General features: G+C 64.2%; 23 protein-coding genes and 2 tRNA genes. 14 read left to right on the plus strand and 11 right to left on the minus strand.

All coding sequences use genetic code 11. The features are described 5' to 3' along the window. Positions 1-11 precede the first annotated feature (11 nt). Positions 12-1,073 (minus strand): LacI family DNA-binding transcriptional regulator, encoded by a 1,062-nt coding sequence (locus IWX81_RS01175; RefSeq protein ID WP_199279454.1) that lies wholly within the window; start codon positions 1,071-1,073, stop codon positions 12-14. A gap of 235 nt (positions 1,074-1,308) precedes the next feature. Between IWX81_RS01175 and IWX81_RS01180 the strand changes: the two genes are divergently transcribed. From IWX81_RS01180 to IWX81_RS01195, 4 genes are read left to right on the plus strand one after another with little or no spacing between them, the layout of a single operon-like run. Beyond that, a complete protein-coding gene (locus IWX81_RS01180) occupies positions 1,309-2,625 on the plus strand; it encodes an ABC transporter substrate-binding protein (RefSeq protein ID WP_199279455.1) in 1,317 nt (438 codons plus the stop codon). Continuing rightward, positions 2,618-3,559: a carbohydrate ABC transporter permease gene (locus IWX81_RS01185; RefSeq protein ID WP_334592563.1), complete on the plus strand. Its 942-nt coding sequence runs from the start codon at positions 2,618-2,620 to the stop codon at positions 3,557-3,559. Before IWX81_RS01180 ends, IWX81_RS01185 begins: the two co-directional genes overlap by 8 nt. Positions 3,560-3,570: 11 nt before the next feature. Then, complete coding sequence (locus tag IWX81_RS01190) at positions 3,571-4,419, plus strand: carbohydrate ABC transporter permease (protein ID WP_334592565.1); 849 nt, start codon at positions 3,571-3,573, stop codon at positions 4,417-4,419. After that, positions 4,416-5,393 carry a glycoside hydrolase family 43 protein gene (locus IWX81_RS01195; RefSeq protein WP_199279458.1) on the plus strand — a complete coding sequence of 326 codons (978 nt, stop codon included), beginning with the start codon at positions 4,416-4,418 and terminating at the stop codon, positions 5,391-5,393. Before IWX81_RS01190 ends, IWX81_RS01195 begins: the two co-directional genes overlap by 4 nt. Positions 5,394-5,415: 22 nt before the next feature. Here IWX81_RS01195 and IWX81_RS01200 read toward each other — a convergent pair. Further along, positions 5,416-5,489, minus strand: a tRNA-Gly gene (locus IWX81_RS01200). Between the two features lie 207 nt (positions 5,490-5,696). Here IWX81_RS01200 and IWX81_RS01205 point away from each other — a divergent pair. From IWX81_RS01205 to IWX81_RS01225, 5 genes are all read left to right on the plus strand, one after another. After that, positions 5,697-7,580 carry a CASTOR/POLLUX-related putative ion channel gene (locus IWX81_RS01205; RefSeq protein WP_199279459.1) on the plus strand — a complete coding sequence of 628 codons (1,884 nt, stop codon included), beginning with the start codon at positions 5,697-5,699 and terminating at the stop codon, positions 7,578-7,580. A 78-nt stretch (positions 7,581-7,658) separates the two neighbouring features. Continuing rightward, positions 7,659-7,732: transfer RNA gene (locus IWX81_RS01210), tRNA-Pro, on the plus strand. Between the two features lie 37 nt (positions 7,733-7,769). Beyond that, a complete protein-coding gene (gene tig / locus IWX81_RS01215; RefSeq protein ID WP_199279460.1) occupies positions 7,770-9,182 on the plus strand; it encodes a trigger factor in 1,413 nt (470 codons plus the stop codon). Between the two features lie 275 nt (positions 9,183-9,457). After that, complete coding sequence (locus tag IWX81_RS01220) at positions 9,458-10,078, plus strand: ATP-dependent Clp protease proteolytic subunit (protein ID WP_199279461.1); 621 nt, start codon at positions 9,458-9,460, stop codon at positions 10,076-10,078. Between the two features lie 2 nt (positions 10,079-10,080). Then, a complete protein-coding gene (locus tag IWX81_RS01225) occupies positions 10,081-10,749 on the plus strand; it encodes an ATP-dependent Clp protease proteolytic subunit (protein WP_199279462.1) in 669 nt (222 codons plus the stop codon). Between the two features lie 66 nt (positions 10,750-10,815). On the opposite strand, the gene IWX81_RS01230 is transcribed toward IWX81_RS01225, so the two are convergent. The 3 genes from IWX81_RS01230 to IWX81_RS01240 all read right to left on the minus strand — a co-directional run bounded on the left by IWX81_RS01230 (position 10,816) and on the right by IWX81_RS01240 (position 12,815). Beyond that, positions 10,816-11,385, minus strand: coding sequence for a copper resistance CopC family protein (locus IWX81_RS01230; RefSeq protein WP_334592570.1), 570 nt, complete (start codon positions 11,383-11,385; stop codon positions 10,816-10,818). Between the two features lie 41 nt (positions 11,386-11,426). Further along, positions 11,427-12,158: a YcnI family copper-binding membrane protein gene (locus IWX81_RS01235; RefSeq protein WP_199279464.1), complete on the minus strand. Its 732-nt coding sequence runs from the start codon at positions 12,156-12,158 to the stop codon at positions 11,427-11,429. Positions 12,159-12,233: 75 nt separating this feature from the next. Next, entirely contained in the window at positions 12,234-12,815 is a 582-nt protein-coding gene (locus tag IWX81_RS01240; protein WP_199279465.1) for a hypothetical protein, read from the minus strand. A gap of 165 nt (positions 12,816-12,980) precedes the next feature. Here IWX81_RS01240 and clpX point away from each other — a divergent pair, with 165 nt between their 5' ends. The 3 genes from clpX to IWX81_RS01255 all read left to right on the plus strand — a co-directional run bounded on the left by clpX (position 12,981) and on the right by IWX81_RS01255 (position 16,540). Continuing rightward, positions 12,981-14,255, plus strand: coding sequence for an ATP-dependent Clp protease ATP-binding subunit ClpX (gene clpX / locus IWX81_RS01245; RefSeq protein ID WP_199279466.1), 1,275 nt, complete (start codon positions 12,981-12,983; stop codon positions 14,253-14,255). Between the two features lie 86 nt (positions 14,256-14,341). Continuing rightward, the gene (locus IWX81_RS01250) at positions 14,342-15,484 is read left to right on the plus strand and encodes a benzoate/H(+) symporter BenE family transporter (protein WP_334593306.1); all 1,143 of its coding nucleotides are present in this window, start codon (positions 14,342-14,344) and stop codon (positions 15,482-15,484) included. 36 nt (positions 15,485-15,520) lie between these two features. Next, a complete protein-coding gene (locus IWX81_RS01255) occupies positions 15,521-16,540 on the plus strand; it encodes an LLM class flavin-dependent oxidoreductase (protein ID WP_334592573.1) in 1,020 nt (339 codons plus the stop codon). A gap of 29 nt (positions 16,541-16,569) precedes the next feature. Here the strand turns inward: IWX81_RS01255 and IWX81_RS01260 are convergent, their stop codons facing one another. Continuing rightward, positions 16,570-18,591 carry a M3 family metallopeptidase gene (locus IWX81_RS01260; protein ID WP_199279468.1) on the minus strand — a complete coding sequence of 674 codons (2,022 nt, stop codon included), beginning with the start codon at positions 18,589-18,591 and terminating at the stop codon, positions 16,570-16,572. A 142-nt stretch (positions 18,592-18,733) separates the two neighbouring features. Between IWX81_RS01260 and IWX81_RS01265 the strand changes: the two genes are divergently transcribed. After that, positions 18,734-19,528, plus strand: coding sequence for a methyltransferase domain-containing protein (locus tag IWX81_RS01265; protein ID WP_199279469.1), 795 nt, complete (start codon positions 18,734-18,736; stop codon positions 19,526-19,528). A 5-nt stretch (positions 19,529-19,533) separates the two neighbouring features. Here the strand turns inward: IWX81_RS01265 and IWX81_RS01270 are convergent, their stop codons facing one another. The 4 genes from IWX81_RS01270 to IWX81_RS01285 all read right to left on the minus strand — a co-directional run bounded on the left by IWX81_RS01270 (position 19,534) and on the right by IWX81_RS01285 (position 24,358). Continuing rightward, on the minus strand, positions 19,534-19,755 hold the full coding sequence (locus tag IWX81_RS01270) for a hypothetical protein (RefSeq protein WP_199279470.1): 222 nt from the start codon (positions 19,753-19,755) through the stop codon (positions 19,534-19,536). After that, positions 19,755-20,195, minus strand: a complete 441-nt coding sequence (locus IWX81_RS01275; RefSeq protein ID WP_199279471.1) for a GNAT family N-acetyltransferase — start codon at positions 20,193-20,195, stop codon at positions 19,755-19,757. The genes IWX81_RS01270 and IWX81_RS01275 overlap by 1 nt, the downstream gene beginning before the upstream one ends. A gap of 17 nt (positions 20,196-20,212) precedes the next feature. Continuing rightward, positions 20,213-22,786: a valine--tRNA ligase gene (valS, locus tag IWX81_RS01280; RefSeq protein ID WP_334592577.1), complete on the minus strand. Its 2,574-nt coding sequence runs from the start codon at positions 22,784-22,786 to the stop codon at positions 20,213-20,215. A 216-nt stretch (positions 22,787-23,002) separates the two neighbouring features. Continuing rightward, positions 23,003-24,358 carry an HNH endonuclease signature motif containing protein gene (locus IWX81_RS01285; protein ID WP_199279472.1) on the minus strand — a complete coding sequence of 452 codons (1,356 nt, stop codon included), beginning with the start codon at positions 24,356-24,358 and terminating at the stop codon, positions 23,003-23,005. Between the two features lie 154 nt (positions 24,359-24,512). Here IWX81_RS01285 and IWX81_RS01290 point away from each other — a divergent pair, with 154 nt between their 5' ends. Continuing rightward, complete coding sequence (locus IWX81_RS01290) at positions 24,513-24,785, plus strand: hypothetical protein (RefSeq protein WP_199279473.1); 273 nt, start codon at positions 24,513-24,515, stop codon at positions 24,783-24,785. Positions 24,786-24,804: 19 nt separating this feature from the next. On the opposite strand, the gene IWX81_RS01295 is transcribed toward IWX81_RS01290, so the two are convergent. Further along, positions 24,805-26,148: an MFS transporter gene (locus IWX81_RS01295; RefSeq protein WP_199279474.1), complete on the minus strand. Its 1,344-nt coding sequence runs from the start codon at positions 26,146-26,148 to the stop codon at positions 24,805-24,807. Between the last annotated feature and the right edge of the window lie 44 nt (positions 26,149-26,192).

A 26,192-nucleotide genomic window follows, 5' to 3' on the forward strand; every position in this document is an offset into this window, starting at 1 on the left:
ATGCAGGCAATTTACCGCGCTGTAAACTCGGCATCGTCGAGCGGCGGCGAGGCGAGGAGTGGAGCGGGAGCACTCTCGCGCACCACGAGCTCGAAATCCACGACCCGGTGTCGACCGAGCCCGTCGAAGCCAGCGATGCGTTCAACCAGCATGTCGAGGGCGACCCGGGCGAGTTGATCGAGATTCGGCGCAACCGTCGTGAGGCTGGGGAATGTGGTCTCGGTGAACGCGATGTTGTCCCAGCCCACGACCGCGACGTCGTCGGGGATGCTGATTCCGCGCTCGTGAAGGGCGCGCAAAGCCCCCATGGCAGCAAGATCGTCGCGGCACACCAGTCCATCTATTCTCAGTCCGGAGTCGAGCGCCGCCCCGAGCGACCGGGCCGATGCGGTCGGCGAGACCGCATCACTCGCGATCAGCATCGCGGGTTCGGCGACGAGCCCCGATTGCTCGAGCCCCTCCTGATAGCCGAGGATCCGCAGTCTGGATGTCGACGACAGGGCCTGGGCTTCGTGCCCGAGGAACGCAATACGTTTACGTCCGAGCGCCGCGATATGCCGTGTGGCCGCTGCTGCAGCTGCGACGTTGTCGATCATCACTTTGTCCATGGTGAGCGGTGCTGAACCCTCTCCGAGCAGCACTATCGGAAGATCACCGTGTCGTTCGGCGATCTCCCTGGCCGAGATCTGAGCGGGTTGGAACAACATCCCGTCCACCAGCCCCGCCTCGCTGGTCGACAGGACGGCGCGTTCCCCCTCCAGGGTTCCCTCGGTCTCTTCGAGCAGCAGCCGGTACCCGGTGCCCGTGGTCTCGGCGATACGCGAGACGAGGTTGGCGAGCTCGGAAAAGTACGGCAGACGCACGTCGGCAAAGGCCAGGGCGAGCAGTCCGGTGCGACCCGTCGCCAATTGGCGGCCGAGCGCGTTGGGGCGGTATCCGAGCTCATCGATTGCCCGTTGCACTCTTTCGCGCATGGAGGCGGACACATGGGGATGGTGGTGCACCACATTGGAGACGGTCTTCATCGAGACGCCCGCGCGCTCAGCGACATCCTGCAGTCGGACTCCGGCCATTCTTCCTCCATCGCTGGTGGTCAGCCGCAGTATTCGGGTCTGCGCCGACGATATCCGAGACTATCGCGCGTGACCACGTTCCATTCCACCGCAGGAAAGATTGCAGACTTGACCTCCAGACTTCTAGCGCTGTAAATTTGAAGAACTCTCTCGGAACATCGCGTCACAGCCGTGACGGCGCCGAGTGATGCACCCAGATATGTCGCAGCAGCGACCAACTCAAAGGAGAGTACGGATGAATAAGGGCATCGCACGCAGGGCGATCGCGGCCACGCTGGCACTCGGCGTCGGAATCGTCCTCGCCGGTTGCGCGGGCTCGGCTGGCGGCTCGGGTTCAGGCGCAGTTCCTGGCGAAGACTACGCCGGACCGAAAGTCTCGATCACGTTCTGGAACGGTTGGACGGGCGGCGCGGCTCCCGTGCTCGTGCCCAAGCTCATCGAGAAGTTCAACTCGGAGCACGACAACATCGAGGTGAAGAACGTTCCGCAGGAGTGGGGAGACATCGCCAAGAAGATGCCGCTCGCGGTGAAGGCGGGGAAGGGTCCCGATGTCGCCGTCGGTCACGGGGATGACATCGCCACCTACGCTGCCCAGGGCCTGCTGCTCGGGGCCGACGACATCGTCGATGCACTCGGTTACTCGGCTGACGATTTCCCCGAAGGCCTCATGGAGGCCGGCGCCTATCAGGGTGACCAGTACGGCATCCCGTGGAGCGTCACCCCGCTAGGGCTGTACGTCAACAACGATGTACTCCGCTCTGCCGGTATCGACCCCGCCGTAGTGCCCACTGATAAAGAGAGCTACATGGCGGCGCTCGAGACTCTCAAGGGCGCTGGCATCGCGGGCGAATGGGTCGACGGTTACGTGTTCACGGGCACCTTCGAGTTCCAGTCGCTGGTGTGGCAGTTCGGGGGCGACCTCTACAACGACGACGTCACGAAATCGACGTTCAACTCGGATGCCGGTGTTCAAGCGCTCACCCACATGACCGACCTCATCGATCAGGGCTACAGCCCGCCGAACGTCGCCCAGGATGGCAACATCAAGGGGCTGTTGTCGAGTGAGACGGCATACAACTGGAACGGCGTGTGGCAGACGACCAACGAGTCGTTCAACCAGATCGACTGGACCGTTGCCCCGGTGCCGCAGATCGGAACAGAGAAGGCCGTCTGGTCGAGCTCGACCCACTGGATGTTCCTGAATAACAAGGGCCAGAACCAGGACAAGACGGCTGCTGCAGCCACTTTTGTGAAGTGGATGAACGAGAACTCGGCAGGGTGGGCTGAGACCGGCGAGCTTCCCGCCGCCAACGACGTGCGCAATGACCCAGCCCTCATCGAGACGTACCCGAACCTCAAGCCGTTCCTCGACTCACTTCCGTATGCGCATTACGAGACAAGCGCTCCCGGGATCACCGCCGCGAACGCACTGATCACGACCGCCCTCAACGAAGCGTTGACCGGGAAGAAGTCGCCGCAGGCGGCTCTCGACGATGCAGCCAGGCAGGCTGACGCGATCCTCGAGCAGAACGCGGCAAAATACGGTGACTAGTCTCGCTCCCGTCATCCCGACGTCCCGGCGTTCACTCGTCGGGACGTCGGGAGTTCGGCGGCGAACGGGTATCGCTTACCTGTTCCTCGCCCCATTCCTGGCGCTCTTCACGATTTTCGTGGTCACGCCGGCGATTTTCGGCCTGTGGATCAGCGTCACGGACTGGAGCCCCTACAAAGATGAGCAGAATTTCGTCGGACTGAAGAACTACATCGATCTCGTCACCCCCGGATCGATCACCTTCAGCGACTTCTGGCAGAGTATGGGCGCGACCGGCATCTTCACAGTGCTGAGTGTGCCGTGCCTGCTCATCATTCCGATGCTGACCGCCATCCTGCTGAACAACAACATCCGCGGTGGCTCGGCGTTCAGGGCGATCTTCTTTGCGCCGTACGTGCTGGGCGTTGCCGTCATCGGCGTCATCTGGAAGTACCTGCTCGACACCCAGTCCGGCATGTTGAACCACATCCTGGGGTTGATCGGTCTCCCGGACAACATCCCCTGGACCGTCGATGTGCCGTGGGCCTGGGTGTCGCTCGTGCTTGTCACGGTGTGGTGGACCCTCGGCTTCAACGCCGTCATCCTGCTGGCTGGCTTGAAATCCATCAATCCGGATCTCTATGAAGCTGCGTCGCTCGACGGCGCCGGAGTGTTCAGGAAGTTCTGGAGCGTCACCCTGCCTGGCCTGCGTCCCGTCATGCTGTTTGTCAGCACCACGACGATCCTCGCGTCTGCCAACATGTTCGGCCAGTCGTACCTGCTCACCAAGGGCGGGCCGGCCAATGCCACCCGCACCGCGATCATGTACATCTCAGACCAGGGCCTGTCGCAGGACAACATGGCGCCGGCCGCGGCGATGAGTTACATCCTGTTCGCCATCCTCGCCATCATCAGCGTGATCAATTTCCGCGTCCAGCGCGAGAAGTCAGGGTAGGTATGTCTTCGATGACGATAACCAGGCGACGACCTCGAGGCGTGGCGGCCAGGACGGCGGGAATCTATGCCGTGCTGATCTTCGTGGCACTCGCGATCATCCTGCCTCTCGTGTGGGTCTTCATCACCTCGTTCAAGACCGACGGCGATGTGATCTCGAATCCATACTCCATCGTGCCGGATCCAGCCTCGACCGAGGCATACAGCACGCTCGCCGGAGGGCAGCAGCCCATCTTCCTGTGGCTGCTCAACAGTTTCCTGGCCGCCAGCCTGCAGACGGTGATCATCCTCGTCACGGCCTCACTCGGCGCGTACGCGCTTGCACGGCTGGAGTTCCGCGGAAAGAAGATCGTGTTCGGCGTCATCATCGGCACCCTGCTGGTACCGCCGGTGATCTTCCTGATCCCGAACTATCTGATCGTGCAGAACTTCGGTTGGCTCGACACCATCTGGGCGATCACGATTCCCGGTGCGGCCGGTGCATTCGGCATCTTCTTCCTGCGTCAATTTTTCATCAACCTGCCGCTGGAGTTCGAGGAGGCAGCGCGCATCGACGGTGCCGGGGACTTCAGGATCTTCAGTCAGATCATCCTGCCCCTGGCGCGACCGGCTCTCGCGACCCTGGCCATCCTGAGCTTTCTCGGGAACTGGAATGACTTTCTCTGGCCGATCTACGTGCTGCTCAGCCCCGAGAATCTGACGCTGCAGCCGGGGCTGTCACAACTGCAGGGCACGTATTCGACGCACTTCAGCATCGTGATGGCCGGTGCCGTGATCGCGTCGGTGCCCGTCCTCATCCTGTTCGCCATCGCGCAGAAGCAGATCGTCGAATCCGTGGCCAACTCGGGGGTGAAGGGATGAGCTCACGTCGGGGGTTGGGCGTGGCGTCTCTGGGTGCGGTTGCCGCAATCCTGCTTGCGGGATGCTCCGCCGCTTCGTCAGACGCAGCGGACGACGGTGCGACTGATCCTGCCCAGTTCGTGATCGACCAGGATTTTCCGGACCCCGATGTGATCGAGGTGGACGGTGTTTACTATGCATATGCCACGAACTCGAGGGCAGTAAACGTGCAGTTCGCCACATCGACCGACCTGGAGACCTGGGACGTGGCATCCGATGATGTGTTCCCCGACCTGCCCGAGTGGGCCGATACCGGCCGCACCTGGGCACCCGATGTCGCGGTGTTGCCGGATGGCCGGTTCGCGTTGTACTTCACAGCGACGGATGCATCGTCGGGTCGACAATGCATAGGAGTCGCGGTGTCGGATGCCGCCGACGGGCCGTTCGTTTCGGATTCGCCGACGCCCCTGATCTGCCCGTTGGACGAGGGTGGGGCCATCGACGCGGCAAGCTTCGTCGACTCGGATGGAGCGCCCTACCTCGTGTGGAAGAACGACGGTAACTGCTGCGAACTCGACACCTGGCTTCAACTGTCGCCGCTCACTGCCGACGGGCTCTCGTTGGCGGGGGATCCGGTGAAGCTGCTGACGACGACTGAGCCATGGGAGGGCACTCTCATCGAGGCGCCGGTGATCGTGCGACACGACGGCGAGTACGTGTTGTTCTATTCCGCGAACGACTACGGGGGAGACCAGTACGCCACGGGGTACGCGACCGCCCCGTCCCTGACCGGGCCATACAGGAAAGCCGCCGGGCCGCTCCTGACTACTGACCTGACGGACCAGCAGTACCTCGGTCCCGGCGGTCAGGACATCGTCATTGCGCCAGACGGCACGGACCGGATCGTGTTTCATTCCTGGGATGCCGCGTACTCGTACCGAGGCATGAACGTGCTCGAGTTGAGGTGGGATAGCGGCAAGCCCGTCGTGGGCTGACTCCGTGTGGAGATCAACGATATGGAGGGGATACGGAGAATCGAACTCCGGTCATCAGTTTGGAAGACTGAGGCTTTACCATTAAGCTACATCCCCGGATTCCGGCCGCACTGCGACCGAAGAGCCGTGGACAAGTGTACCTGACCGAACGAGTGGTGCCGTCCACCCACCCCTGAACTGGGTGTCTGTTTCCCGCTGGTGGTCGCCCCCTGCCGTGCCACTCTTGTGCCAGACGACTGTGCCAGTCGTCCGTGCCAGTCGTCCGTGCGTGCGCACACTGCACCTTTCCCAGCAGGAGAATCCATGAACAAGCCCACGGTTCGCGAGCGTTTTCGGTACTGGTTCGACCAGTGGATGTCTCGTGGCCCTGTCGCTCTGATCGCGCTGCTCGGCCTCGCCACGGTCGTGCTCGTGCTCGTGGTGTTCGGTCTGGTGTCGTTGTTCACCCTGTTCGGCATCTACCCCAACGACGACCCGACGACGAATCCGGCCGACACGCTCTGGGGCAACCTGATGCGCACCCTGGACCCGGGAACCATGGGAGGAGACACGGGATGGTTGTTCCGCATTCTGATGCTCATCATCACTGTCGGCGGCCTCATCATCGTGGCAAGCCTGATCGGCATCATTTCCGGTGCGTTCGATTCCAAGGTCGAGGACCTGCGAAAGGGCCGCTCGCGAGTGCTCGAGACCGACCACACCCTGATCCTGGGCTGGAGCAGCAAGATTTTTCCGATCCTGTCCGAGATCGTGATCGCCAACGAGTCGCGCAAGAAAGCGTCCATCGTGATTCTTGCCGACAGGGACAAGGTCGAGATGGAGGACGAGATCTTCGCCAAGCTGGGCGCGACAGGCACGACGAAGATCATCTGCCGCACGGGAGACCCGATGGATCTCGGCGATCTCGAAATCAGTAATCCACACACAGCCAGGAGCATCATCCTCCTTGCTCCCGACGGTAGCTCCGACCCCGATTCCGATGTCATCAAGACCGCGCTCGCCATCACCAACAATCCGCGCCGCCGCGAAGGCAGCTACCACATAGTCGGCGAGATCGAACAGGCATCGAACCTCGAAGCTGCGAGGCTCGTCGGTAAAGACGAAGCTCACTGGATCCTCGGTGCCGACCTCATCGGACGCATCACCGTGCAGAGCTGTCGGCAAAGCGGGTTGAGCGTCGTGTACTCCGAGCTCCTCGACTTCGATGGTGACGAGATCTACTTCACTGAGCAGCCGACACTCCACGGGATGTCGTATTCCGATACCCAGTTCGCGTTTGCGACCTCGTCGGTCATGGGCATCGTCAAAGGGGGGATCGTGAATCTCAACCCGACGCCAGACACGATCTACGAATTCGGTGACAGCCTGATCGTCATCGCGGAAGACGACAGCACCATTGCTTTGGCGCCTGCAGGTTCCGTCGATGAGTCGGCACTCAGCGCCGTGCATCCTGAGCCTCCTCGGCCGGAACGCACTCTTGTGCTCGGGTACAACGCGGGACTGCCCGGCATGCTCCGTGAACTCGATGAATACGTGGCAGCAGGCTCGACCGTCACCGTACTCGCCGACGTCGACACTCCACTCTTCGGCTCGTTCGACAATCTCGTTGTGACCTTCACGCGGGGCGACGCCTCCAGCCGGACGGCGCTCGACGCCCTTCGGGTCGACGGATACGACCACATCATCGTGCTGGCCTATCGTGACGCTCTCGACGCGCAACGAGCAGACAGCAGGACGCTCATCACCCTGCTGCAGCTTCGGGCCATAGAAGACAGCACCGACGCAGACCTGAACATCGTGAGCGAGATGCTGGATGACCGCAATCGCGAGCTCGCCGAGGTCACCAACGCCGACGATTTCATCGTGAGCGACAAATTGATCAGCCTGTTGCTGTCGCAGGTGTCGGAGAACCGACTTCTCATGGACGTGTTCGGCACCCTGTTCAGCAGTGCGGGGAGCGAGGTCTACCTCAACCCCGCCGAGAACTACATCACTGCGGGGATGAGCGTCGACTTCTACACTGTGCTTGAGGCAGCCCGTCGTCGTGGTCAGACCGCGATCGGCTACCGCATCGGGTCACAGGCGCGCAACAGCGCGCAAGCGTACGGCGTGCACGTCAACCCGCTGAAGACCGACCGCGTGACATTCGGCCCGGGTGACAGGGTGATCGTGCTCGCAGCGGAGTAGGCGGTTGTGCCGCGCTCAGCGCGCTAGACTTGCCGAGGCCATTTTCGTTTCAGATACGACTCGAGGGTGGCCGACGTCCGGGGCGTAGCTCAGCTTGGTAGAGCGCTCGGTTTGGGACCGAGAGGCCGCAGGTTCGAATCCTGTCGCCCCGACAGCACTTCCCCCCACGATCTACAGGAGAACCACAACGTGAAGACCACGGTTGAGAAGCTCACCGCCACCCGCGTCAAGCTGAACATCGCAGTGACCCCCGACGAGCTCAAGCCGAGCATCGCGCATGCCTACGAGCACATCGGCTCACAGGTCAACATCCCCGGCTTCCGCAAGGGCAAGATCCCGCAGCAGCTGCTCGACCAGCGCGTGGGCCGCGAAGAGATCCTGAATCACGCCGTGAGCGAGAGCCTTGACAAGTTCTTCCGCCAGGCCGTTACCGACGAGAAGATCCGCGTGCTCGGTCGCCCGGAGGCAGACGTCAAGACCTGGCCCGAGGTCAAGGACTTCAGCGGTGACCTCGAGATCGTCATCGAGGTCGACGTGCGCCCCGAGTTCGACCTCCCGTCGCTCGACGGCCTCACCCTGACCGTCGACGAGGCCAAGGTCACGGCCGACGATGTCAAGGACGAGCTGGATGCCCTGCGCAGCCGCTTCGGAACCCTCGTGACCGTCGACCGCCCGGCCAAGAAGGGCGACTTCGCCCAGCTCGACCTGGTCGCGAAGATCGGTGACAACGAGGTCGACTCCGCGACGAGCATCTCGTACGAGGTCGGATCCGGCGAGCTCATCGAGGGCATCGACGAAGCGCTCGACAGCCTCAGTGCCGACGAGACCACCACTTTCGAGTCGACCCTGCTCGGCGGTGACCACGAGGGCGAGACCGCCCTCATCACCGTCTCGCTGCTCGCCGTGAAGGAGCGCGAGCTTCCCGAGGCCGATGACGACTTCGCCCAGATCGCCAGCCAGTTCGACACCATCAAGGAGTTGAAGGCAGACATCAAGGAGCAGGTCGCCAAGTCGAAGGTCTTCGGCCAGGGCGCACAGGCCCGCGACCAGATCGTCGACGAGCTGCTCAAGTCGGTCGAGATCCCCGTCCCCCCGAAGCTGGTCGAAGACGAGGTGCACCGCCACCTCGAGAACGAGAACCGTCTCGACGACGCCGAGCACCGCGCCGAGGTCACCGAGTCGAGCGAGAAGACGTTCCGCACGCAGATCCTGCTCGACTCGATCGTCGAGGCCGAGGATGTCAAGGTCAGCCAGAACGAGCTCACCAACTACCTCATCCAGGGTGCCCAGCAGTACGGCATGGAGCCCGGCGAGTTCATCCAGGTGCTGCAGCAGAACGGCCAGATCCCCGGAATGATCGCCGAAGTCGCCCGCGTCAAGGCTCTCGCTGTCGTGCTCGGCAAGGCAAAGGTCGTCGACTCGAAGGGCAAGGAGATCGACGTGTCTCCGTTCACCGCGTCGGCTCTCGGCGACGAGAACGATGATTCTGACGAGATCACCGCCGCAGACCTCGACGGTTCCAGTGACGACCACGGTCACGACCAGAAGGACTCGCACGGTCGTAAGGCCGGCCACGAGCACTTCGGTCACGACCACAAATAGTCCAACTTCGACAGGGCCCGTCACCTCGGTGGCGGGCCCTTCGTCGTTCCGGCCACCTTTCGGAAATTCAGGAATGTCGGCGCAGGACAGTCCGAATACCCGCTGCCGCGGCATCCACCACTCCCGAGTTCCTGAATTTCCGAAGGGTGCGGGGGAGGGCGCGCGACGCTCCGCTATCTGCCCACGGCGAACACCGCCATCTGGGCTGACGCGCTCCAGTAGATTCGAACCAAGCGACATCACAACACCGATTAGAAACAGACGGAGCGCACACAATGGCCCAACCGGCATTGGTCTCAAGCATCTTCGACCAACTCCTCAAGGACCGCATCATCTGGCTTGGCTCAGAGGTGCGTGACGAAAACGCCAACGAGATCTGCGCGAAGATCCTGCTGCTTGCAGCGGAGGACCCGAAGCGAGACATCTTCCTGTACATCAACTCGCCCGGTGGTTCGATCACCGCGGGCATGGCGATCTACGACACGATGAAGTTCGTGCCGAACGACATCGTCACCGTGGGAATCGGCCTCGCGGCCTCGATGGGGCAGTTCCTGCTCTCGTCCGGTACCAAGGGCAAGCGCTACATCACGCCGAACGCGCGAGTGCTGTTGCACCAGCCGTCGGGTGGTTTCGGCGGAACCTCAGCCGACATCCAGACCCAGGCTGGCGTCATCCTCGACATGAAGAAGAGGATGGCCGAGCTCACCGCCGAGCAGACCGGCAAGTCGATCGAGCAGGTGCTCATCGACAACGACCGTGACAACTGGTTCACGGCTCAGCAGGCACTCGAGTACGGATTCGTGGATCACCTCCGCGAATTCGCTTCAGACGTCGTCGGCGGCGGCGGAACAGACGAGGCTGTCTCCAATCTGGCAGCAACAGGCGAAAAGGACTGATCATGGATAACTTCAACCTCCCCGGTTCGGGCATGGCCAGGCCCACGCCCAACGACCGCTACATTCTGCCGACGTTCGAAGAGCGCACGGCGTATGGCTACAAGCGCCAGGACCCGTACGCGAAGCTCTTCGAAGACCGCATCATCTTCCTCGGTGTGCAGATCGACGACGCTTCGGCCGACGACGTCATGGCCCAGTTGCTCGTTCTCGAGAGCCAGGACCCGGATCGCGACATCGTGATGTACATCAACTCACCCGGTGGATCGTTCACCGCGATGACGGCGATCTACGACACCATGCAGTACATCCGTCCCCACATCCAGACCGTGGTGCTCGGGCAGGCGGCATCCGCTGCCGCCGTCATCACGGCCGGTGGAACGAAGGGCAAGCGACTGGCCCTGCCGAACGCGCGCATCCTCATCCACCAGCCCAGCGGTGGTTCAGAGGGCGCGAGCCAGGCGTCTGACATCGAGATCCAGGCACGCGAGATCCTGCGCATGCGCGGGTGGCTCGAGGAGACCCTCTCGTTCCACTCGAACCGCACACCGGAGCAGATCAACAAGGACATCGACCGCGACAAGATCCTCAGCGCGGCCGAGGCGATGGAGTACGGTCTCATCGACCAGGTGCTCACGAGCCGCAAGAACCTGCCGGCGTTGACCGCGGGCTAAGTATTTTCGCTCATAACGCAGAAGGGCCGTCCCGATGGGGCGGCCCTTCCGTCGTTGGTGCGGCGCTCAGTCCTTGCGGCGCCTCGTCGACACGAACAGCGTCGCGGCGCCGGCGACGAGCACCGCCGCGATCGCACCGCCGATCCACAGCACATCGGCGAGGTTGGCGTCGCCGCGGACGACCGGAGCCGTGGTGGCTTCCGGCGGTGCCGCGATGCCTTCGCCCCCACAGTCCGGCGCGGTCGCCGCGCCTGGCGAGGTCACGGCATCCGTGGAGGGTGCCCAGGTGAAGTCGACCTCTCCCGAGACCGTGTGGCCGTCGGCGGAGACCAGCTGCCAGAGCATCCGGTACTCGCCCGCATCGCCGAGTGAGGACCCGACAGCTACGGTCGAGTCGACGATCGAGACGCAGCCGTCGCCGTAGTAGAGGCCCTCGGTATCAGTGACCTCGATGGCGAATCCCGAGCCGTCTCCCGACAGGTCCAGCAGCGCCTCGTTGGTCGTGACCGAGAAGCTTTCGGGAACCTCGGTGATCGTGCTGTTCTCCTCGGGTGTGGATGCCACCAGATAGTTGTGGGCGGATGCCGGAGCGGCCATGGCCAGCACCAGGGCAGTAGCGACGGTTAGTGCCCCCACAGCCCTGAACCCGGTGAATACACCTGTTCGTGTGGACCGCATTACTTCGCAGCCGGGCGGCGCATCGAGAACGCGAGCACGAGCCCGACGACGCCCACTATGAGCCCACCGATGCCGAGCACTCGTGCCAGAACATCGATGGATGCCGCGTCGTCGGAGGTGGAGGCGGTTGCGTCAGCCCCGGCGGTCACAGCGGCATCCTCGTCGTGGCCCTCGTCTCCCGCAGCGCCACCGTGGTGGTCCTCTGCGGGCGCGTCGTTGATGTAGAGCACGGGAGCGGGGTATTCGGCGTCCTCGACCGTCTCACTCCAGCTCACGACACTGCCGTCGCTGTAGGTCTGGTCCGTGGGCAGCACGACCGACCCGGTGTCCGGCACCGGTCCGACCGACAGGGGGAACAGTTGCAGCTGACCCGCGACGATCTCCGAGCCGGCGTCTGCCGTCCAGACGACCGACGTGACGGCCTCGGTGATCGAGCTCTCACCGATGGTGACGGGCTCCGGCAGTGTCTCTGTTACGAGTTCGGCCGTCCATCCGGCGACCGGCACATACCTGACGCTCGTGAAAGGAGTGTCGGTGGGGAGCGAGACCTCGACTCTGGTGGTGCCCGCCGTCTCGGATTCGTTGGGCACCGTGAGGGTGATCACGGCATACGATCCCGCGACGGCCTGCGTCGGATCGACCGACACATGGGCGCTTGCGGCAAGCGGTGCTGCAACAGCAAGTGCGAGACCGGCGGTGATGGCAATAGCGGACGTGGTTCTACGGTTCATGATGGTTGTTCTTTCCTGACGATTCTCGCGGCTTGGAGCCGGCGATGACACAAGTGGATGGTGCGGTATGACTGCCTAGGCGGCAGCCAACTCCGGCGGTCCACGGTGTCGCATCGTCGAGAGCAGAACTGAGAGGTCAAGGGCAACATACCGGCGAACCGCACGGATTCCCGTGGGGCGGGGTGTGGTCGCGACCGGAACGATCGCGGCGAACAGCCTCGCGAAGAACAGCCGGGCGGTGTCGGAGATGCCCCAGAACGCGCGCTCCGCATAGAGGAACGCGACGATGGTGACGAGCGCGGCCACGGCATGGGCTATCCACATGGCGCCGCCGGCGTGAAGATGGGTGAGCGCGGGCGTTGTCGGAGGTGCAACGAGCCCGGTGTGAGCGTGGGCTGCGGCCACCGGCATCCCGAGCGCGCTGAAAATTCCGTGGAACAGTGCCTGGCTGAGGGCGATGGATGCGGCCAGCCGCCACGGGGAGAGGGTCCGCCCGGCGAACAGTGTGCAGATCGCCGCGGACATCACGAGCGTGGTGACGATGGCCATCAGGCTCGGAGCCGCGTCACCAGCCAGAGTGTGCGACAGCGCGGCGACGAACGTCGCACAGCCCGCCGCACTTGTGCCGCGCGCAACCCGCGCCCATCTCGAACCCACCGGTGCTCCGATTTCTACTTCGTGTAGACAATCGTGCCATATCCTGCGGGGATGGCGGCGCGCCGTCTCATTCCGTAGCTCATGCCCGAGAGTGTCACCGGAACCGGTTAGGCTCAGTAAAAGGCCCGTTTTTCGGGTGCCGTATGTGAGGAGAGGAACTTTCGCATGGCCCGTATCGGGGAAAGCGCAGACCTTCTCAAATGCTCATTCTGCGGCAAAAGCCAGAAGCAGGTGCAGCAGCTCATCGCCGGGCCGGGCGTGTACATCTGCGACGAATGCGTCGAGCTGTGCAACGAGATCATCGAAGAGCGACTCGCCGAGGCTGGCGAAGAGGTCTCGAGCGAATTCGACCTGCCCAAGCCGCGCGAGATCTATTCCTTCCTCGAGGAGTACGTCATCGGCCAGGAGGCGGCCAAGCGTGCGCTGTCTGTTGCCGTCTATAACCACTACAAGCGCATCCGCGCCCGCAACACGATCGCGTCGGCAGACATCATCGACGATGTCGAGATCGCGAAGTCCAACATCCTGCTCATCGGTCCGACCGGTTGCGGCAAGACCTACCTCGCCCAGACTCTGGCGAAACGATTGAACGTGCCGTTCGCGGTCGCCGATGCCACCGCCCTCACCGAGGCCGGCTATGTGGGTGAGGACGTGGAAAACATCCTCCTCAAGCTCATCCAGGCCGCAGACTACGACGTCAAGCGCGCAGAGACCGGCATCATCTACATCGACGAGATCGACAAGATCGCCCGCAAAGCCGAGAACCCCTCCATCACAAGGGATGTCTCGGGAGAAGGCGTGCAGCAGGCGCTGCTCAAGATCCTCGAGGGCACTGTCGCTTCGGTTCCGCCGCAGGGCGGCCGCAAACATCCTCACCAGGAGTTCATCCAGGTCGACACGACGAACGTGTTGTTCATCGTCGCCGGAGCATTCGCTGGCCTCGAAGAGATCATCTCCCAGCGCGCGGGCAAGAAGGGCATCGGCTTCGGCGCCCCCCTGCACACCAAGGGCGACGACGTGAACCTCTTCGGCGAAGTGCTGCCGGAAGACCTCCACAAGTTCGGTCTAATCCCCGAGTTCATCGGTCGACTTCCCGTAGTCACGACTGTCACGCAGCTCGACCAAGTCGCGCTCATGGACATCCTGACCCGACCGAAGAACGCCCTGATCCGGCAGTACCAGCGCATGTTCGAGATCGACGGCGTCGAGCTCGACTTCGAACCCGATGCGCTCGAAGCCATCGCCGACCTTGCAGTGCTGCGCCAGACCGGTGCTCGCGGTCTCCGCGCCATCATGGAAGAGGTGCTCGGGCCGATTATGTTCGACGTGCCCTCTGAAGACAACGTCGCTCGAGTGATCGTGACCAAGGCTGCGGTGCTCGAAAACGCGGCGCCGACGATCGTTCCCCGCAAGGCGATCCGCGCGGAGAAGTCGGCCTAAAGACCGCCTGTGCGCCGTCAGACGGACAACCTTCCGACACCCTAAGCTGGGGATTCGCTCAGGAGGGTTCCGCCATTTTCCACCCCATCTCCGCGGGATTCGTCGCCGCGATTTCCGGCTTTGCGAGCTCATTCGCCCTCGTGATCGCCGGGCTCATAGCAGTGGGAGCATCCCCGGCCGAGGCATCCTCCGGTCTCTTCGCGGTCTGCCTTGCGATCGCGATCGTCAATATCGTCGCGGCGCTGTGGCTGCGCATCCCGCTCGCTTTCGCATGGTCGACGCCCGGCGCCGCGGTGCTGCTTGCCACGGCGTCAGAGGGCATCAGATTTTCGGATGCGGTCGGGGCCTTCCTGGTCTGCGCGGTGCTCATCGTCTTGTGCGGGCTGTGGCCGGCGCTGGGGCGGGCGATCACGAGTATTCCCAGGCCCCTCGCGAGTGCCATGCTCGCAGGAGTGCTGCTGCCGATCTGCCTGGCGCCGATTCAGGCCGTGGCGACCCTTCCGCTGCTCGCCGCCCCGATCGTGATCGTCTGGCTCGTGCTCTACAGGCTGGCGCCCAGGTGGGCGGTGCCGGCGGCTATGGTCGTGGCGATCGTCTCGATCGTGATCGCCGCAGGCACCGACTGGGTGACGACGGCATCGGTGTCGCAACTCGTCTTCGTTGCGCCGACCTTTGATCCGTTCATCGTGCTGAGCGTCGGCCTGCCGCTCTTCGTCGTCACGATGGCGGGGCAGAATGTGCCCGGCTTCGTGGTGATGTCGACCAACGGTTACGTCGCGCCGCCGAGGTTCGCACTCGTGGCCTCCGGGATCGGATCGGGCGCAGCCAACCTGTTCGGCGGCCACGCGATGAATCTCGGCGCGATCACGGCGGCGATCATGGCCGGGCCTGAATCGCATCCCGACCGCGATAAACGATGGGTGGCGACCCTCACCAACGGAATCCTGTACATCCCGCTCGGGCTCGGCGCGGGGCTGGCCGGTGCGCTCGTCGCGGCAGCGCCCTCGATCCTGATCACGGCGGTCGCGGGGCTTGCGGTCATGGGAGCCCTGATCTCGAGCGTCGTCAATGCGCTGGAAGACCCGAGGCATCGACTGGCCGCGATCCTGACCTTCCTGGTCGTGGCATCCGGAGTCGTCGTCGGGGGAATCGGCTCGGCATTCTGGGGGCTGCTCGTGGGCGGTGTGGTCATGGCGTGGCTGGGATGGACGCGTCGATCCGCGGGGTGATGGAATGCCCCGTGCGCCAGGTCGGTTGACCGAGGTATGACAGTCCCGTTCTCCGTGCTCGACCTTGCTTCCGTCTATTCCGGAATGAGCAATGCAGAAGCATTGCGCCAGACCATCGAGACGGCGAAGGTCGCTGAAGAGTCGGGCTACCGTCGGATCTGGGTGGCGGAGCATCATGCCATGCCCGCGGTGGCATCCTCGGCACCGGCCGTGCTGATCTCGGCGATCGCGGCAGCGACATCAACCATCCGGGTGGGTTCGGGAGGCGTGATGTTGCCCAACCACGCGTCGCTCGTCATCGCCGAACAGTTCGGAACCCTCGTCGCGCTCTACGGCGACCGCATCGACCTCGGACTCGGTCGCGCCCCCGGAAGTGACGGGCTCACGTCGTCGGTCCTGCGTCGCGGTGCCGGTCCCGACAGTGTGGATGACTTTCCCCAGCAGGTGATCGAGTTGCTTGCGTGGTTCGGAACGATTCCACCGCTCGACAACGGCATCGGATCCAGGATCACGGCAACCCCGGGCCTCGGCGATTCGCCGGAACTGTGGCTGCTGGGCTCGAGCGATTTCAGCGCGAGGCTCGCCGGGCTTATGGGCCTGCCCTTCACCTTCGCGCACCACTTCGCCGGTGGGCCGAACACCCTGCGCGCCTTCGAGATGTACCGCTCGTCGTTCACCCCGTCAGTCATCCTGAAAGAGCCGCACGCGATGGTGTCGGTCTCTGCACTCGTCGCGGATTCAACGGCAGAAGCCGAACGTCTCGCGCTGCCGAACGCGCTCATGTTCCTGCGGATGCGCCAGGGCGGCCGCCCTGACCGCATCCCCTCACTCGCGGAGGCGGAAGCCCACCCATGGAGCACCGCGGAACTCGACTGGGTCGCCGAGCGCAACTCCCACCAGGCGGTAGGGGATCTCGGCCTCGTCACCAGTCGCATCGACGACCTCGTCACCGCAACCGGTGCTGACGAAGTGATCATCGCTCCGCAGGGCCCCGACCTTTCATCGAAGACCAGGACCCTGCGCGAGCTCGGCGCGACAGTCTCGCTGGGCGTCTAGTCTCGCTGGCCGCTAGTTGGGCTGGGCGCTTAGTTCAGTCCGCGGCGGTCGAGCAGCGGCTGGATCTCGGCATCACGACCGCGGAAGTCGCGGAACGCCTCGAGGGGATCCTTGGATCCGCCGACACCGAGCAGCCTCTGCCGGAAGCGATCACCGTTGTCACGGGTGAGGCCACCGTTCTCCCTGAACCAGTCGACGGTGTCTGCGTCGAGCACTTCGCTCCAGATGTACGAGTAATAGCCGGCGTCATACGCTGAGTTCGCGAAGATGTGCTGGAAGTAGGTGCTCGAGTAACGCGTCGGAACGGCCGCGTTGTCCAGCCCGGCGGCGGCAAGCGCTGCAGCCTCGAATTCGGCGACATCGGCCACCGCCGCATCCGCCGCGATGGCATGCCAGGCCTGGTCGAGTATCGCGGCCGCGAGGTATTCGGAGGTCGCGAATCCTTCGTTGAAGGCCGAGGACGCCTGGACCTTGTCGACGAACTCCTGCGGCATCGGTTCGCCGGTCTGGTAGTGCACGGCGTAATTCGCGAGAACCTCGGGCCAGAGCATCCACATCTCATTGACCTGGCTCGGGAACTCGACGAAGTCCCTGAACGTGTTCGTGCCTGAGAACCGCGGATACGTTACCCGCGCGAACAGTCCGTGCAGCGCGTGCCCGAACTCGTGGAACAGCGTGTTGACCTCGTCGTAGGTCAGCAGCGTGGTCTCGCCTGCGGCCGGCTTGGGCACATTGAGGTTGTTGGTGACGATGACAGGATGCCCCATCAGCTCGGATTGCGAGTTGAGCGAGTTCATCCAGGCCCCGCCGCGCTTCGAGTCGCGCGTGTACAGGTCGAGCGTGTAGAGCCCGACCGCCGTGCCGTCCTCGTTGGTCACCTCGAAGACCCGCACATCGGGGTGGTACGCCGTGATATCAGGACGTTCGCTGAAGGTCACGCCGTAGAGCTTCGTGGCGGCGAAGAACACGCCGTCCTGCAGCACGCGCTCGGCCTCGAAATACGGCCGCATCTGGGCGGTATCGACGTCGTAGGTCGCTTTCCGCACTTTCTCGCTGTAGAACGCCCAGTCGTGGGCCTCGATCGGATGCCCGGCCAGGGCCTCGAGCTCGGCCTGTTCCGCCAGCGCGTTGCGCGCAGCAGGTGGCGCGAGCCTTCCGAGCATTGCGGCGACTGCGGCTGGCGTCCTGGCAGTTTCGTCCGCGATCACCCACGCCGCGTGCGATTCGAAGCCGAGCAGTGCAGCGCGTTCAGCGCGCAGTCGCGTGATGTCGAGCACGAGCTGCGAGTTGTCCCATTGGCCGCCTCGGTTTCCGCGCTTCATCGATGCGGCCATGACGCGGGCGCGGACGTCGCGGTTGGTCAGTGCGGAGAGCACGGGCTGGCCGCTGGGGAGGATGAGAGTGATGAGGTAGCCATCCAGCCCCCGCTCCCTCGCGGCCTCCGCCGCGGCAGAGATCTCACCGGCCTCCAGGCCGTCGAGCTCGGCGACGTCGTCGATCACGACGGCGAGTTCGTTGGTGTCGGCGAGGAGGTTCTTCTCGAACCGCGCGTTCAGGGAGGACAGCCGCTGGTTCAGGTCGCGCAGTATCTCTTTCTCTGCGTCATCGAGAGCGGCACCGGCGATGGTGTATTCCGCGTAGTAGCGCTCGACGAGGTAGCGCGACTCCGCGTCGAGTTCGAGGGTGTCGAGCTGGTCGAACAGGGTCTTTATGCGCCAGTAGAGCTGGGCATCCAGCCGGATCGCGTCTGCGTGGGCCGAGAGCAGCGGCGCCAGTTCCTCCTCGAGTTCGCTCGTGAACTCGTTGCCATCGGCAGAGGTCTTGTTGAAGAAGACGGTCGCGACGCGCTCGAGCAGCTGGCCGCTCTTTTCCAGTGGGATCATCGTGTTCTCGAACGTCGGCATGTCGCGTCGCCTCGTGATCGCGCTGATCTCGGCGAGCTGGTCGGCCATGCCCTTATCGAAAGCCGGCCGATAGTCAGCGTCCTGGATGCTGGCGAAGGGCGGCATCCCAAAGGGGAGGGTGCTCGGTTCGAAGAAGGGATTCGTCATCCATCCACCCTATGGGCAGCGTCGACTGTGGGCCCCTCGAGTGTGCGCCGCTCAGTTCTGAGAACGTCGCGGAAATGCTCGCGGCACCCGCACAACGGGACGGCGCTCGGCGCAGCCTCCGCAGCGGGAATACGATCGGGCAATGAGCTCACAGGAGAGATACACTCACGGTCACCACGAGAGCGTGCTGAAATCGCACACCTGGCGCACGATCGCCAACTCGGCCGCGTACCTCGCGCCGCGGCTCACTTCGGGTCTGTCGCTGCTCGACGTAGGCTGTGGCCCCGGGACGATCACCGTCGAGTTCGCCGACACGCTGGCTCCCGGTCGAGTTGTAGGGGTGGATGCCTCGGCCGAGGTCATCGCGTCAGCACGGGGGTTCGAGCGCCCGAACCTCGAGTTCATCGTGGGCGACGCGTACTCGCTGCCCTTCGAGGATGACACGTTCGACATCGCCCACGCCCACCAGACGCTCCAGCACGTTGCCGACCCCGTCGCTGTGCTGAGGGAACTGCGTCGTGTGGTGAAACCGGGCGGGCTCGTCGCGGCTCGTGATGTCGATTACGCCGGGGTGATCATCCACCCGCAGTCGCACGGGCTCGACGAATGGTTGCGCGTCTACGAACTGGTGCACCGCAGCAACGGTGGCGAGCCGGACGCGGGCCGGCGCCTGAAAGCCTGGGCGCTGCAAGCCGGGTTCACCGAGATCGCGACGACGGCATCCATCTGGAACTTCTCCGACGCCACCGACCGCGAATGGTGGGGGAGCATGTGGGAAGCGAGGGTGCTGCAGTCGGCGTTCGCGGCGGACGCGATGGGCAAGGGCATCGCCACACGAACTGAACTCGAGGCCATCAGTCGCGCATGGCGCACGTGGGCCGACACCGAGGAAGGCTGGCTCGCGATGCCCCACGGGGAAATCATCGCAACGGCGTGACGCTCCTAGTCGACCTGCTCGATGGTCGCGGTTCCGTCGTGCCCCTGGCGGATAGTCGTGCCGTCGTCGAGCTCCACGACGGGTCGGCTTTCCAGCCATGTCAGGGTCCAGCGCCAGCCCTGTCGCTCGCCGATCTCGGCCTCGACCTCGCGGATCGCGGCGATCACGTTCTCGGCCAATCGCGCTGGTGGTTCGTCGCCGAGGCCCCAGCGGGTTCCCAACTGCATCAGGTCTGCTTCTCGTAGGTGACCCAGCTCGTGCGGGTCGCGATCTTGTCGTACACAGACTGAGCCGCGGTGTTATCCGCTGCGGTGATCCACCGCAGGGTTCCTCCACCATCTGAGGCGGCCCGCTCTGCTACGGCGTCGATCAGGGCTGTCGCGGCGCCGGCACCGCGGGACTCCGGCTGCACGTACAGGTCGTCGAGGTACCACTCAGTGCTGGCGGTGAACGTGTCGGGCAGCTGACGGTAGTGCGCGAAACCCACGACCTCGCCCTGGTCGACGGCGACGACCGCGCAGACATCGGACTCGGCATCCATCAGCCACGCCCATACGCCGTCGAGCGTCGCCGCGCTGAACTGCGTCGTGTAGAACGCGCCATAGTCGGCGAACAGCCGGCGCCACGCATCTCGGTCGACTTCGTGGATGTCTCGGACCTCGGTCATCGAACGCCTTCCGTCGGCTACTCAGCGACCTCGGCCAGCACGATGTCGCGCACCTCGATCGACTCTGATTCCACGAACTCTACGCTGGCGATGCGGCCGACGGCAGAAAGATCGTCTATCGCGAGTTCGAGCATCGCGGGGCCCGCGATCGTCGCGCTCGTCACGTCTGACTTCTGCGAGGCCTTGGCATCGGTTTTGGCGCGGCGGATACCGATCAGCGCGGCACTTACCGAGCCCAGCAGGCCCGTGGGAGCCGCTGTCACGGCGGTGTCCGACGTCGTCGGCCAGGTCGCATTGTGCACCGAATTCTCGTGGGTCCAGCTCCACACCTCTTCCGTGGCGAACGGCAGATACGGAGCGAGCAGTCGCAGGAGCACGTCGATGGCCGTGCGCAGCGCCGTGGTGGCACTGGCGTGCGCCTCGGGAGTTCCCGCACCGTACGCGCGCTCCTTGACGAGTTCGAGGTAGTCGTCACAGAAGGTCCAGAAGAACTTCTCGGTGACCTCGAGTGCCTTCGCGTGGTCGAACTCGTCGAGCGCCTTCGTCGCGGTCTCGATCACCGAGTTCAGTTCGGCGAGCATGTCGACATCGAGGGGGACGGTGACGGCTCCGGCGGCGTCCGGGAACGAATACACGAACTTGGCGGCGTTCAACACCTTGATGGCCAGTCGGCGGCCGATCTTGATCTGCTTCGGATTCTGCGGGTCGAATGCAGCGTCGGTGCCCAGTCGGCTGGATGCTGCCCAGTAGCGCACCGCGTCGGATCCGTGATCGTCGAGCATGCCTTTCGGCGTCACGACATTGCCTTTGGACTTCGACATCTTCTTGCGGTCAGGGTCGACGATGAAGCCCGAGATCCCCGCGTTCTTCCAGGGCACCGTGCCCTCTTCGAGCTCGGCCCGCAGCACGGTCGAGAACAGCCAGGTGCGGATGATGTCCTGGCCCTGGCTGCGGAGCGAATAGGGGAACACGAGGTCGAACAGCTCGGGATCCGTCACCCAGCCGCCGGCGATCTGCGGGGTGAGGGACGAGGTCGCCCAGGTGTCCATGATGTCGAGCTCGCCCACGAAGGTGACGCCGCGGTCGGCTTCGGTGAACCCCTCCGGCACATCACTCGACGGGTCGACGGGCAGTCGTTCTTCCGACGGCACGATGGGTTCGCCCTTGGTGCCGTCGGCGTTGAGGTGGTACCAGACCGGGATCGGTACCCCGAAGAATCGCTGGCGTGAGATGAGCCAGTCGCCGGTAAGGCCGCCGACCCAGTTCTCGTAGCGCACGCGCATATGGTCCGGCGTGAATCCGATCTGCTTGCCGGCTTCGACGAGGCGGGCGCGCAGATCGGCATCGCGGGCACCGTTCTTGATGTACCACTGGCGTGTGGAGATGATCTCGAGCGGCTTGTCACCCTTCTCGAAGAACTTCACGGAGTGCGTGATCGGGCGTGGGTCGCCGATCATCTCTCCGCTGGCCTTGAGCAGCTCGACCATCTTCGCTTTGGCGCTGAAGACCGTCTTGCCGGCGAGTTCCGCGTAGGCGGCTTTGGCGGCATCCGACTCGATGGCCTCCGGCGCATCGGCGACGATGCGGCCGTCCGCACCGATGATCGTGCGGTTGGGCAGGTCGAGTTCACGCCACCACACCACGTCGGTCACGTCACCGAAGGTGCAGATCATGGCGATGCCAGAGCCCTTGTCCTTCTGGGCGAGGTGGTGGGACACGACCGGCACTTCCACTCCGAAGACGGGGGTGGTGACGGTCGATCCGAACAACGCCTGGTAGCGCTCGTCATCAGGATGCGCGACCAGCGCCACGCAGGCGGCGAGCAGTTCGGGGCGGGTCGTCTCGATGAAGATGTCTTCGCCACTGTGCGAATCAGAAGCGGGGCGGTGGAACGCGAGGCGGTGGTAGGCGGCGGGCTGCTCTTTGTCTTCGAGTTCGGCCTGGGCGACCGCGGTGCGGAACGTGATGTCCCACAGCGTCGGAGCCTCGGCCTGGTACGCCTCGCCGCGACCCAGGTTGCGCACGAAGGCACGCTGAGCGGCCAGCTGCGCCTCGCGGCCGATGGTGCGGTAGGTGAGCTTCCAGTCGACGCTCAGCCCGAGCTGGCGCCACAGATCCTCGAATTGCTTCTCGTCTTCGGCGGTGAGGGTCTCGCACAGTTCGATGAAGTTGCGACGCGAGATCGGCAGCTGGTCTGCGGCCTTGGATGAGGCGTTGTCTCCACCCTGCAGCGGCGGGGTGAAGTCGGGGTCATAGGCGAGTGTGGGGTCGCAGCGAACTCCGTAGTAGTTCTGCACCCGGCGTTCGGTCGGAAGACCGTTGTCGTCCCACCCCATGGGGTAGAAGATGTGCTTGCCGCGCATCCGCTGGAACCTTGTGACCAGGTCCATGTGGGTGTAGCTGAACACGTGTCCGATGTGCAGGCTACCTGACGCGGTCGGCGGGGGAGTGTCGACGGAAAAGAGTTCCGCCGAACCCGCGGCCAGTGCTGCGTCGCGATCGAACTGGTAGGTGCCGTTGGCTTCCCACTGGGGTGCCCATTTTTCTTCGAGGCCTTCGAGTGCTGGCTTCTCGGGGATTGCAGACGACACGGTGGTGCTCCAATTCGATATATGCGGCACCGAGTCTGTATCGCCGAGCGTTAAATGTCGTTGCGATGAGGTGCCTGAATGTGACTGACACGCTAATTCTATCGGGCAGCGTCGACGGCATCGTCCTTCGGGACATCGGCCGAACTGCGCGACTGCGCCTCATTGATCCCGCTCGCTTGCTCTCGCGCCGTCGCCCGCGCCGACCGCTGGGCAGACCTATCCGGTGTGTTGGAGTGGGCTCTTCGAGTGCAGTTCGATGGGTTCGCCGTGCAGTCCGGATAGTCCGGGCAGCCCGGGTTGCCCGGGTGGTGGCGTGAGCCAGTATGTGTTGTCGTCTCGCTTCTTGATCACCCACCCGTTGGCGTGCAGTTGCATGTGGTGGAACCGGCACAGGCTGATCCCGTTGGCAAGGGTGGTGTTGCTGCCGTTGTAGGCGTCGAGGTGGTGCACTTCGGTGAATTGGGGTGGCCGGTGGCAGTCGGTCCAGGCGCAGCCGTTCCATTGGGCGGCGATCGCCGCTCGTTGTCGGGGGCTGTGGAGCCTCTGGGTGCGTCCGGCGTCGATGGGGGTGTTTCCGTCGAACAGGATCGGCAGCATCCCGCTCACGCAGATGTGTCGTTCGGCGGTACTGATACTGACCACGGCGGACTGCCCTTCGACGTGGGCGAACCCGCGGCCGGTCTCTAACGCTTCGGCCTGCACGTGCACTCGGACGGCCGGGGACTTCTGGCCGAACACTGCGGTGGAGCCGGCCGCGCGGGTCGCGAGGTGGACGATGTCCACGAGGGTGTCGACGGCGAGTTGCTCGTTGCTGCGGGGGTCGTCGAGCATGTCCTGGGCGCGTTGCACCTCGGCCGGATCCACAAACCGTGGCCCACCGCGACGCGGCGACAGGGCCGTCGTCAACGCGCCGACGATGATCGCGGCGGATTCCGGATCCAGCAGCGCCTGCAGCCGGGTCATCCCGTCCCCGGTCTCGAACCAGGCCAGCGTGCGGCGCGAGCGGCGGTGCTCCTCGAGGTCTGCCACCGAGTCGGTATCCAGGCGTGCGCGGGCGAGACGAGCAGCTTTGGCGATGTCTTCCGGAGTCGCGCTGCCAGCGCGGGAGACCAGCACCGCGGCAACCTCGAGCAGGTCGCCGCTGGATACCGCAGCAGATGGTTCCCCGAGACCGCTAGCGATCGCGGCCGCGCTGGCCACCGACAGCTCCCCGGAGGTCACCGCGCCGGCGACAGTCGACAACCACGCCGACCCACCACCCGCAACAGAGTCGACGGCTCGACCGGCCGAGGTCAACGCACGCGCTTCAGAGGCGGTCGCGCCGGTGAGTTTCTGGATCAGCTTCTCCGCCGACGCCTCACCCGCACGCGCCGCGAGCCCCTGCTGGCCCAGGGCGCGATCGGAACGCCGGGCGATCTCCGCCGCAACAACAGCGGCCCGGGCATCCACCCGCCGACGCGCCACCGCGAGCTCACCCTGCAACGCGAACAACTCATCATCCGCACACGACCCCACCCCGACCACCGACGGCAACACAATCACCGTGTCACTGGAAGTGGAATTCTGGGCCATATCTGATTTTAGCGCCAGTGGAACATAGATGCGATAAAGAGGGGCAACTTGTGGAAAATTGGTAGAACTAATGTACGACGGTGCCGGTTCAGTGCGGACAATGCTGTCGTTCAGCACGCGAGAGCTGAAGCGTGGGGGCACGTAGTCTGGCCCCATGTCCCGTCGGCGCGTCACCATCGAACTGCGACGGCCGCGGTTGAGGCTCCATTTCGGCATCCGCCCGACGGTCGTGGTCGACGGCATAACGCAGCCGACACAGTGGGGTGTGGGTACCTGGCAGGTCGATGCCGATCGCGAGACCCCCATGGACGTCTTTCTCTACATTGCAGGCGTCACCTTCGGGCGTGCGAGCACGACGATCGGCGAGCGTGGCGCGACCTACCGCGCGCCACGCCTTCCGTTTCGGCCGGGCAGATTCCTCGCCTGAGCCGGGCGCGACCGTCGAGTCAGTTCAGGATCGGATCCGCATCCACCGCGCGCGTCCACCTCGAGGCGATGACGGCGCAGACCAGCGTGATGAGCGAGATGATCGCGAGCACGACGCCGGGGTGCCACCACGCGCCATCCGATGCAATCGACAGGCCCTGAGTGGCGAAGGGGATGATTCCGGATAGCGCGGCCGCGACGGCGTAGGCAATCGACATCGCGCTGTACCTGACCGGACCGCTGAAGATGTTGGCCATGAGCCCGCCGAGCCCAGCCCACGCGAGTGTCGGGAGGATGCCTCCGACGATCATCGTGCCGACGAGGATCTCGAAGGTGGCGAACTGCAGCAGGAAGTACATCGGGAAGGCGATCACGAGGGTGCCGATGGCGCCGATCACCACCACGCGGGCCGGTCCGATGTGATTCGCCAGCACTCCGAACAGCGGGATGGTGACGAGCTGGAGGAGGCTGCCGATGAGGGTGGCCAGCGCGAGATCGGGATAGGAGAAGCCGAGCACACTGATCCCGTACCCGATGGTGTACGTGTTCATGAGCGAGTACGACCCGATCCCGAGCATCGCTGCTCCGATGGCCACCACGATCGCGACAGGGAACTTGCGGAACGCGGTCAGCACGGGGATGCGCTCGCGCTTCTTCTCCGCCACGAGGCTCGTGAAGACCGGCGTCTCGTTGATGGCCAGTCGAAGGTAGAGCGATACGGCGAGCAGCGGGAAAGCCAGCAGGAACGGGATGCGCCAGCCCCAGGCGAGCATCTCGTCGGCGCCGATAATCGGCGGCAGGATCAGCAGCAGCGCACCGGTGAGGATCGTGCCGATCGGGGATCCGAGCTGAGGAAGCGCTGCATACAGCCCGCGGCGTTTCGGTTCTGCATGTTCGACGGCGATCAGGATGCCTCCACCCCACTCACCGCCCAGGGACAGCCCCTGCACGATGCGCAGGGCAAGCAGCAGCAGTGGCGCCGCGAGGCCGATGGTACTGAAGTCGGGGAGGAGTCCGATCAGGCCGGTGCCGATACCCATCATCGTGATGGTGATCAGCAGCGTGCGCTTGCGACCGATGCGGTCACCCAGGTTGCCGAAGATGACGGCTCCGATGGGGCGCACGATGAAAGCGACGGCGATGACGGCGAACGAGCCGAGCAATCCGGCGGCAGGGTCGAGTTCGGGGAAGAACAGGGCCGGGGCGAAGATGGCGCTGAAGTAGGCGAAGACGTAGAAGTCGAATGATTCGAGGGATGAGCCGACAAGAGCGGCCCAGACTGACTTGCGAGCCGTGGTGCGGTCGAAGTGCGGGGCGGATGTTGCTTCGGTAGTGGTTGGCGCTTTGCCACTGGTGGTAGTCACAAAGAGTCAAGCTTAGGAGAGTCTGAGTTCATTCCCGACGTCAC

Origin of the sequence: Salinibacterium sp. CAN_S4, assembly GCF_015752305.1 — a bacterium.
Taxonomy (GTDB): domain Bacteria; phylum Actinomycetota; class Actinomycetes; order Actinomycetales; family Microbacteriaceae; genus Rhodoglobus.

Bases quoted from the DNA above. Each gene is read 5' to 3' on its own strand.
- IWX81_RS01180 (WP_199279455.1), top strand. From the start codon at position 1,309: ATGAATAAGGGCATCGCACGCAGGGCGATCGCGGCCACGCTGGCACTC.
- IWX81_RS01265 (WP_199279469.1), top strand. From the start codon at position 18,734: ATGAGCTCACAGGAGAGATACACTCACGGTCACCACGAGAGCGTGCTG.
- IWX81_RS01270 (WP_199279470.1), bottom strand. From the start codon at position 19,755: ATGCAGTTGGGAACCCGCTGGGGCCTCGGCGACGAACCACCAGCGCGA.
- IWX81_RS01225 (WP_199279462.1), top strand. From the start codon at position 10,081: ATGGATAACTTCAACCTCCCCGGTTCGGGCATGGCCAGGCCCACGCCC.
- IWX81_RS01275 (WP_199279471.1), bottom strand. From the start codon at position 20,195: ATGACCGAGGTCCGAGACATCCACGAAGTCGACCGAGATGCGTGGCGC.
- IWX81_RS01195 (WP_199279458.1), top strand. From the start codon at position 4,416: ATGAGCTCACGTCGGGGGTTGGGCGTGGCGTCTCTGGGTGCGGTTGCC.
- IWX81_RS01285 (WP_199279472.1), bottom strand. From the start codon at position 24,358: ATGGCCCAGAATTCCACTTCCAGTGACACGGTGATTGTGTTGCCGTCG.
- clpX (WP_199279466.1), top strand. From the start codon at position 12,981: ATGGCCCGTATCGGGGAAAGCGCAGACCTTCTCAAATGCTCATTCTGC.
- IWX81_RS01235 (WP_199279464.1), bottom strand. From the start codon at position 12,158: ATGAACCGTAGAACCACGTCCGCTATTGCCATCACCGCCGGTCTCGCA.
- IWX81_RS01175 (WP_199279454.1), bottom strand. From the start codon at position 1,073: ATGGCCGGAGTCCGACTGCAGGATGTCGCTGAGCGCGCGGGCGTCTCG.
- IWX81_RS01220 (WP_199279461.1), top strand. From the start codon at position 9,458: ATGGCCCAACCGGCATTGGTCTCAAGCATCTTCGACCAACTCCTCAAG.
- IWX81_RS01190 (WP_334592565.1), top strand. From the start codon at position 3,571: ATGACGATAACCAGGCGACGACCTCGAGGCGTGGCGGCCAGGACGGCG.
- IWX81_RS01260 (WP_199279468.1), bottom strand. From the start codon at position 18,591: ATGACGAATCCCTTCTTCGAACCGAGCACCCTCCCCTTTGGGATGCCG.
- IWX81_RS01290 (WP_199279473.1), top strand. From the start codon at position 24,513: ATGTCCCGTCGGCGCGTCACCATCGAACTGCGACGGCCGCGGTTGAGG.
- IWX81_RS01255 (WP_334592573.1), top strand. From the start codon at position 15,521: ATGACAGTCCCGTTCTCCGTGCTCGACCTTGCTTCCGTCTATTCCGGA.
- IWX81_RS01205 (WP_199279459.1), top strand. From the start codon at position 5,697: ATGAACAAGCCCACGGTTCGCGAGCGTTTTCGGTACTGGTTCGACCAG.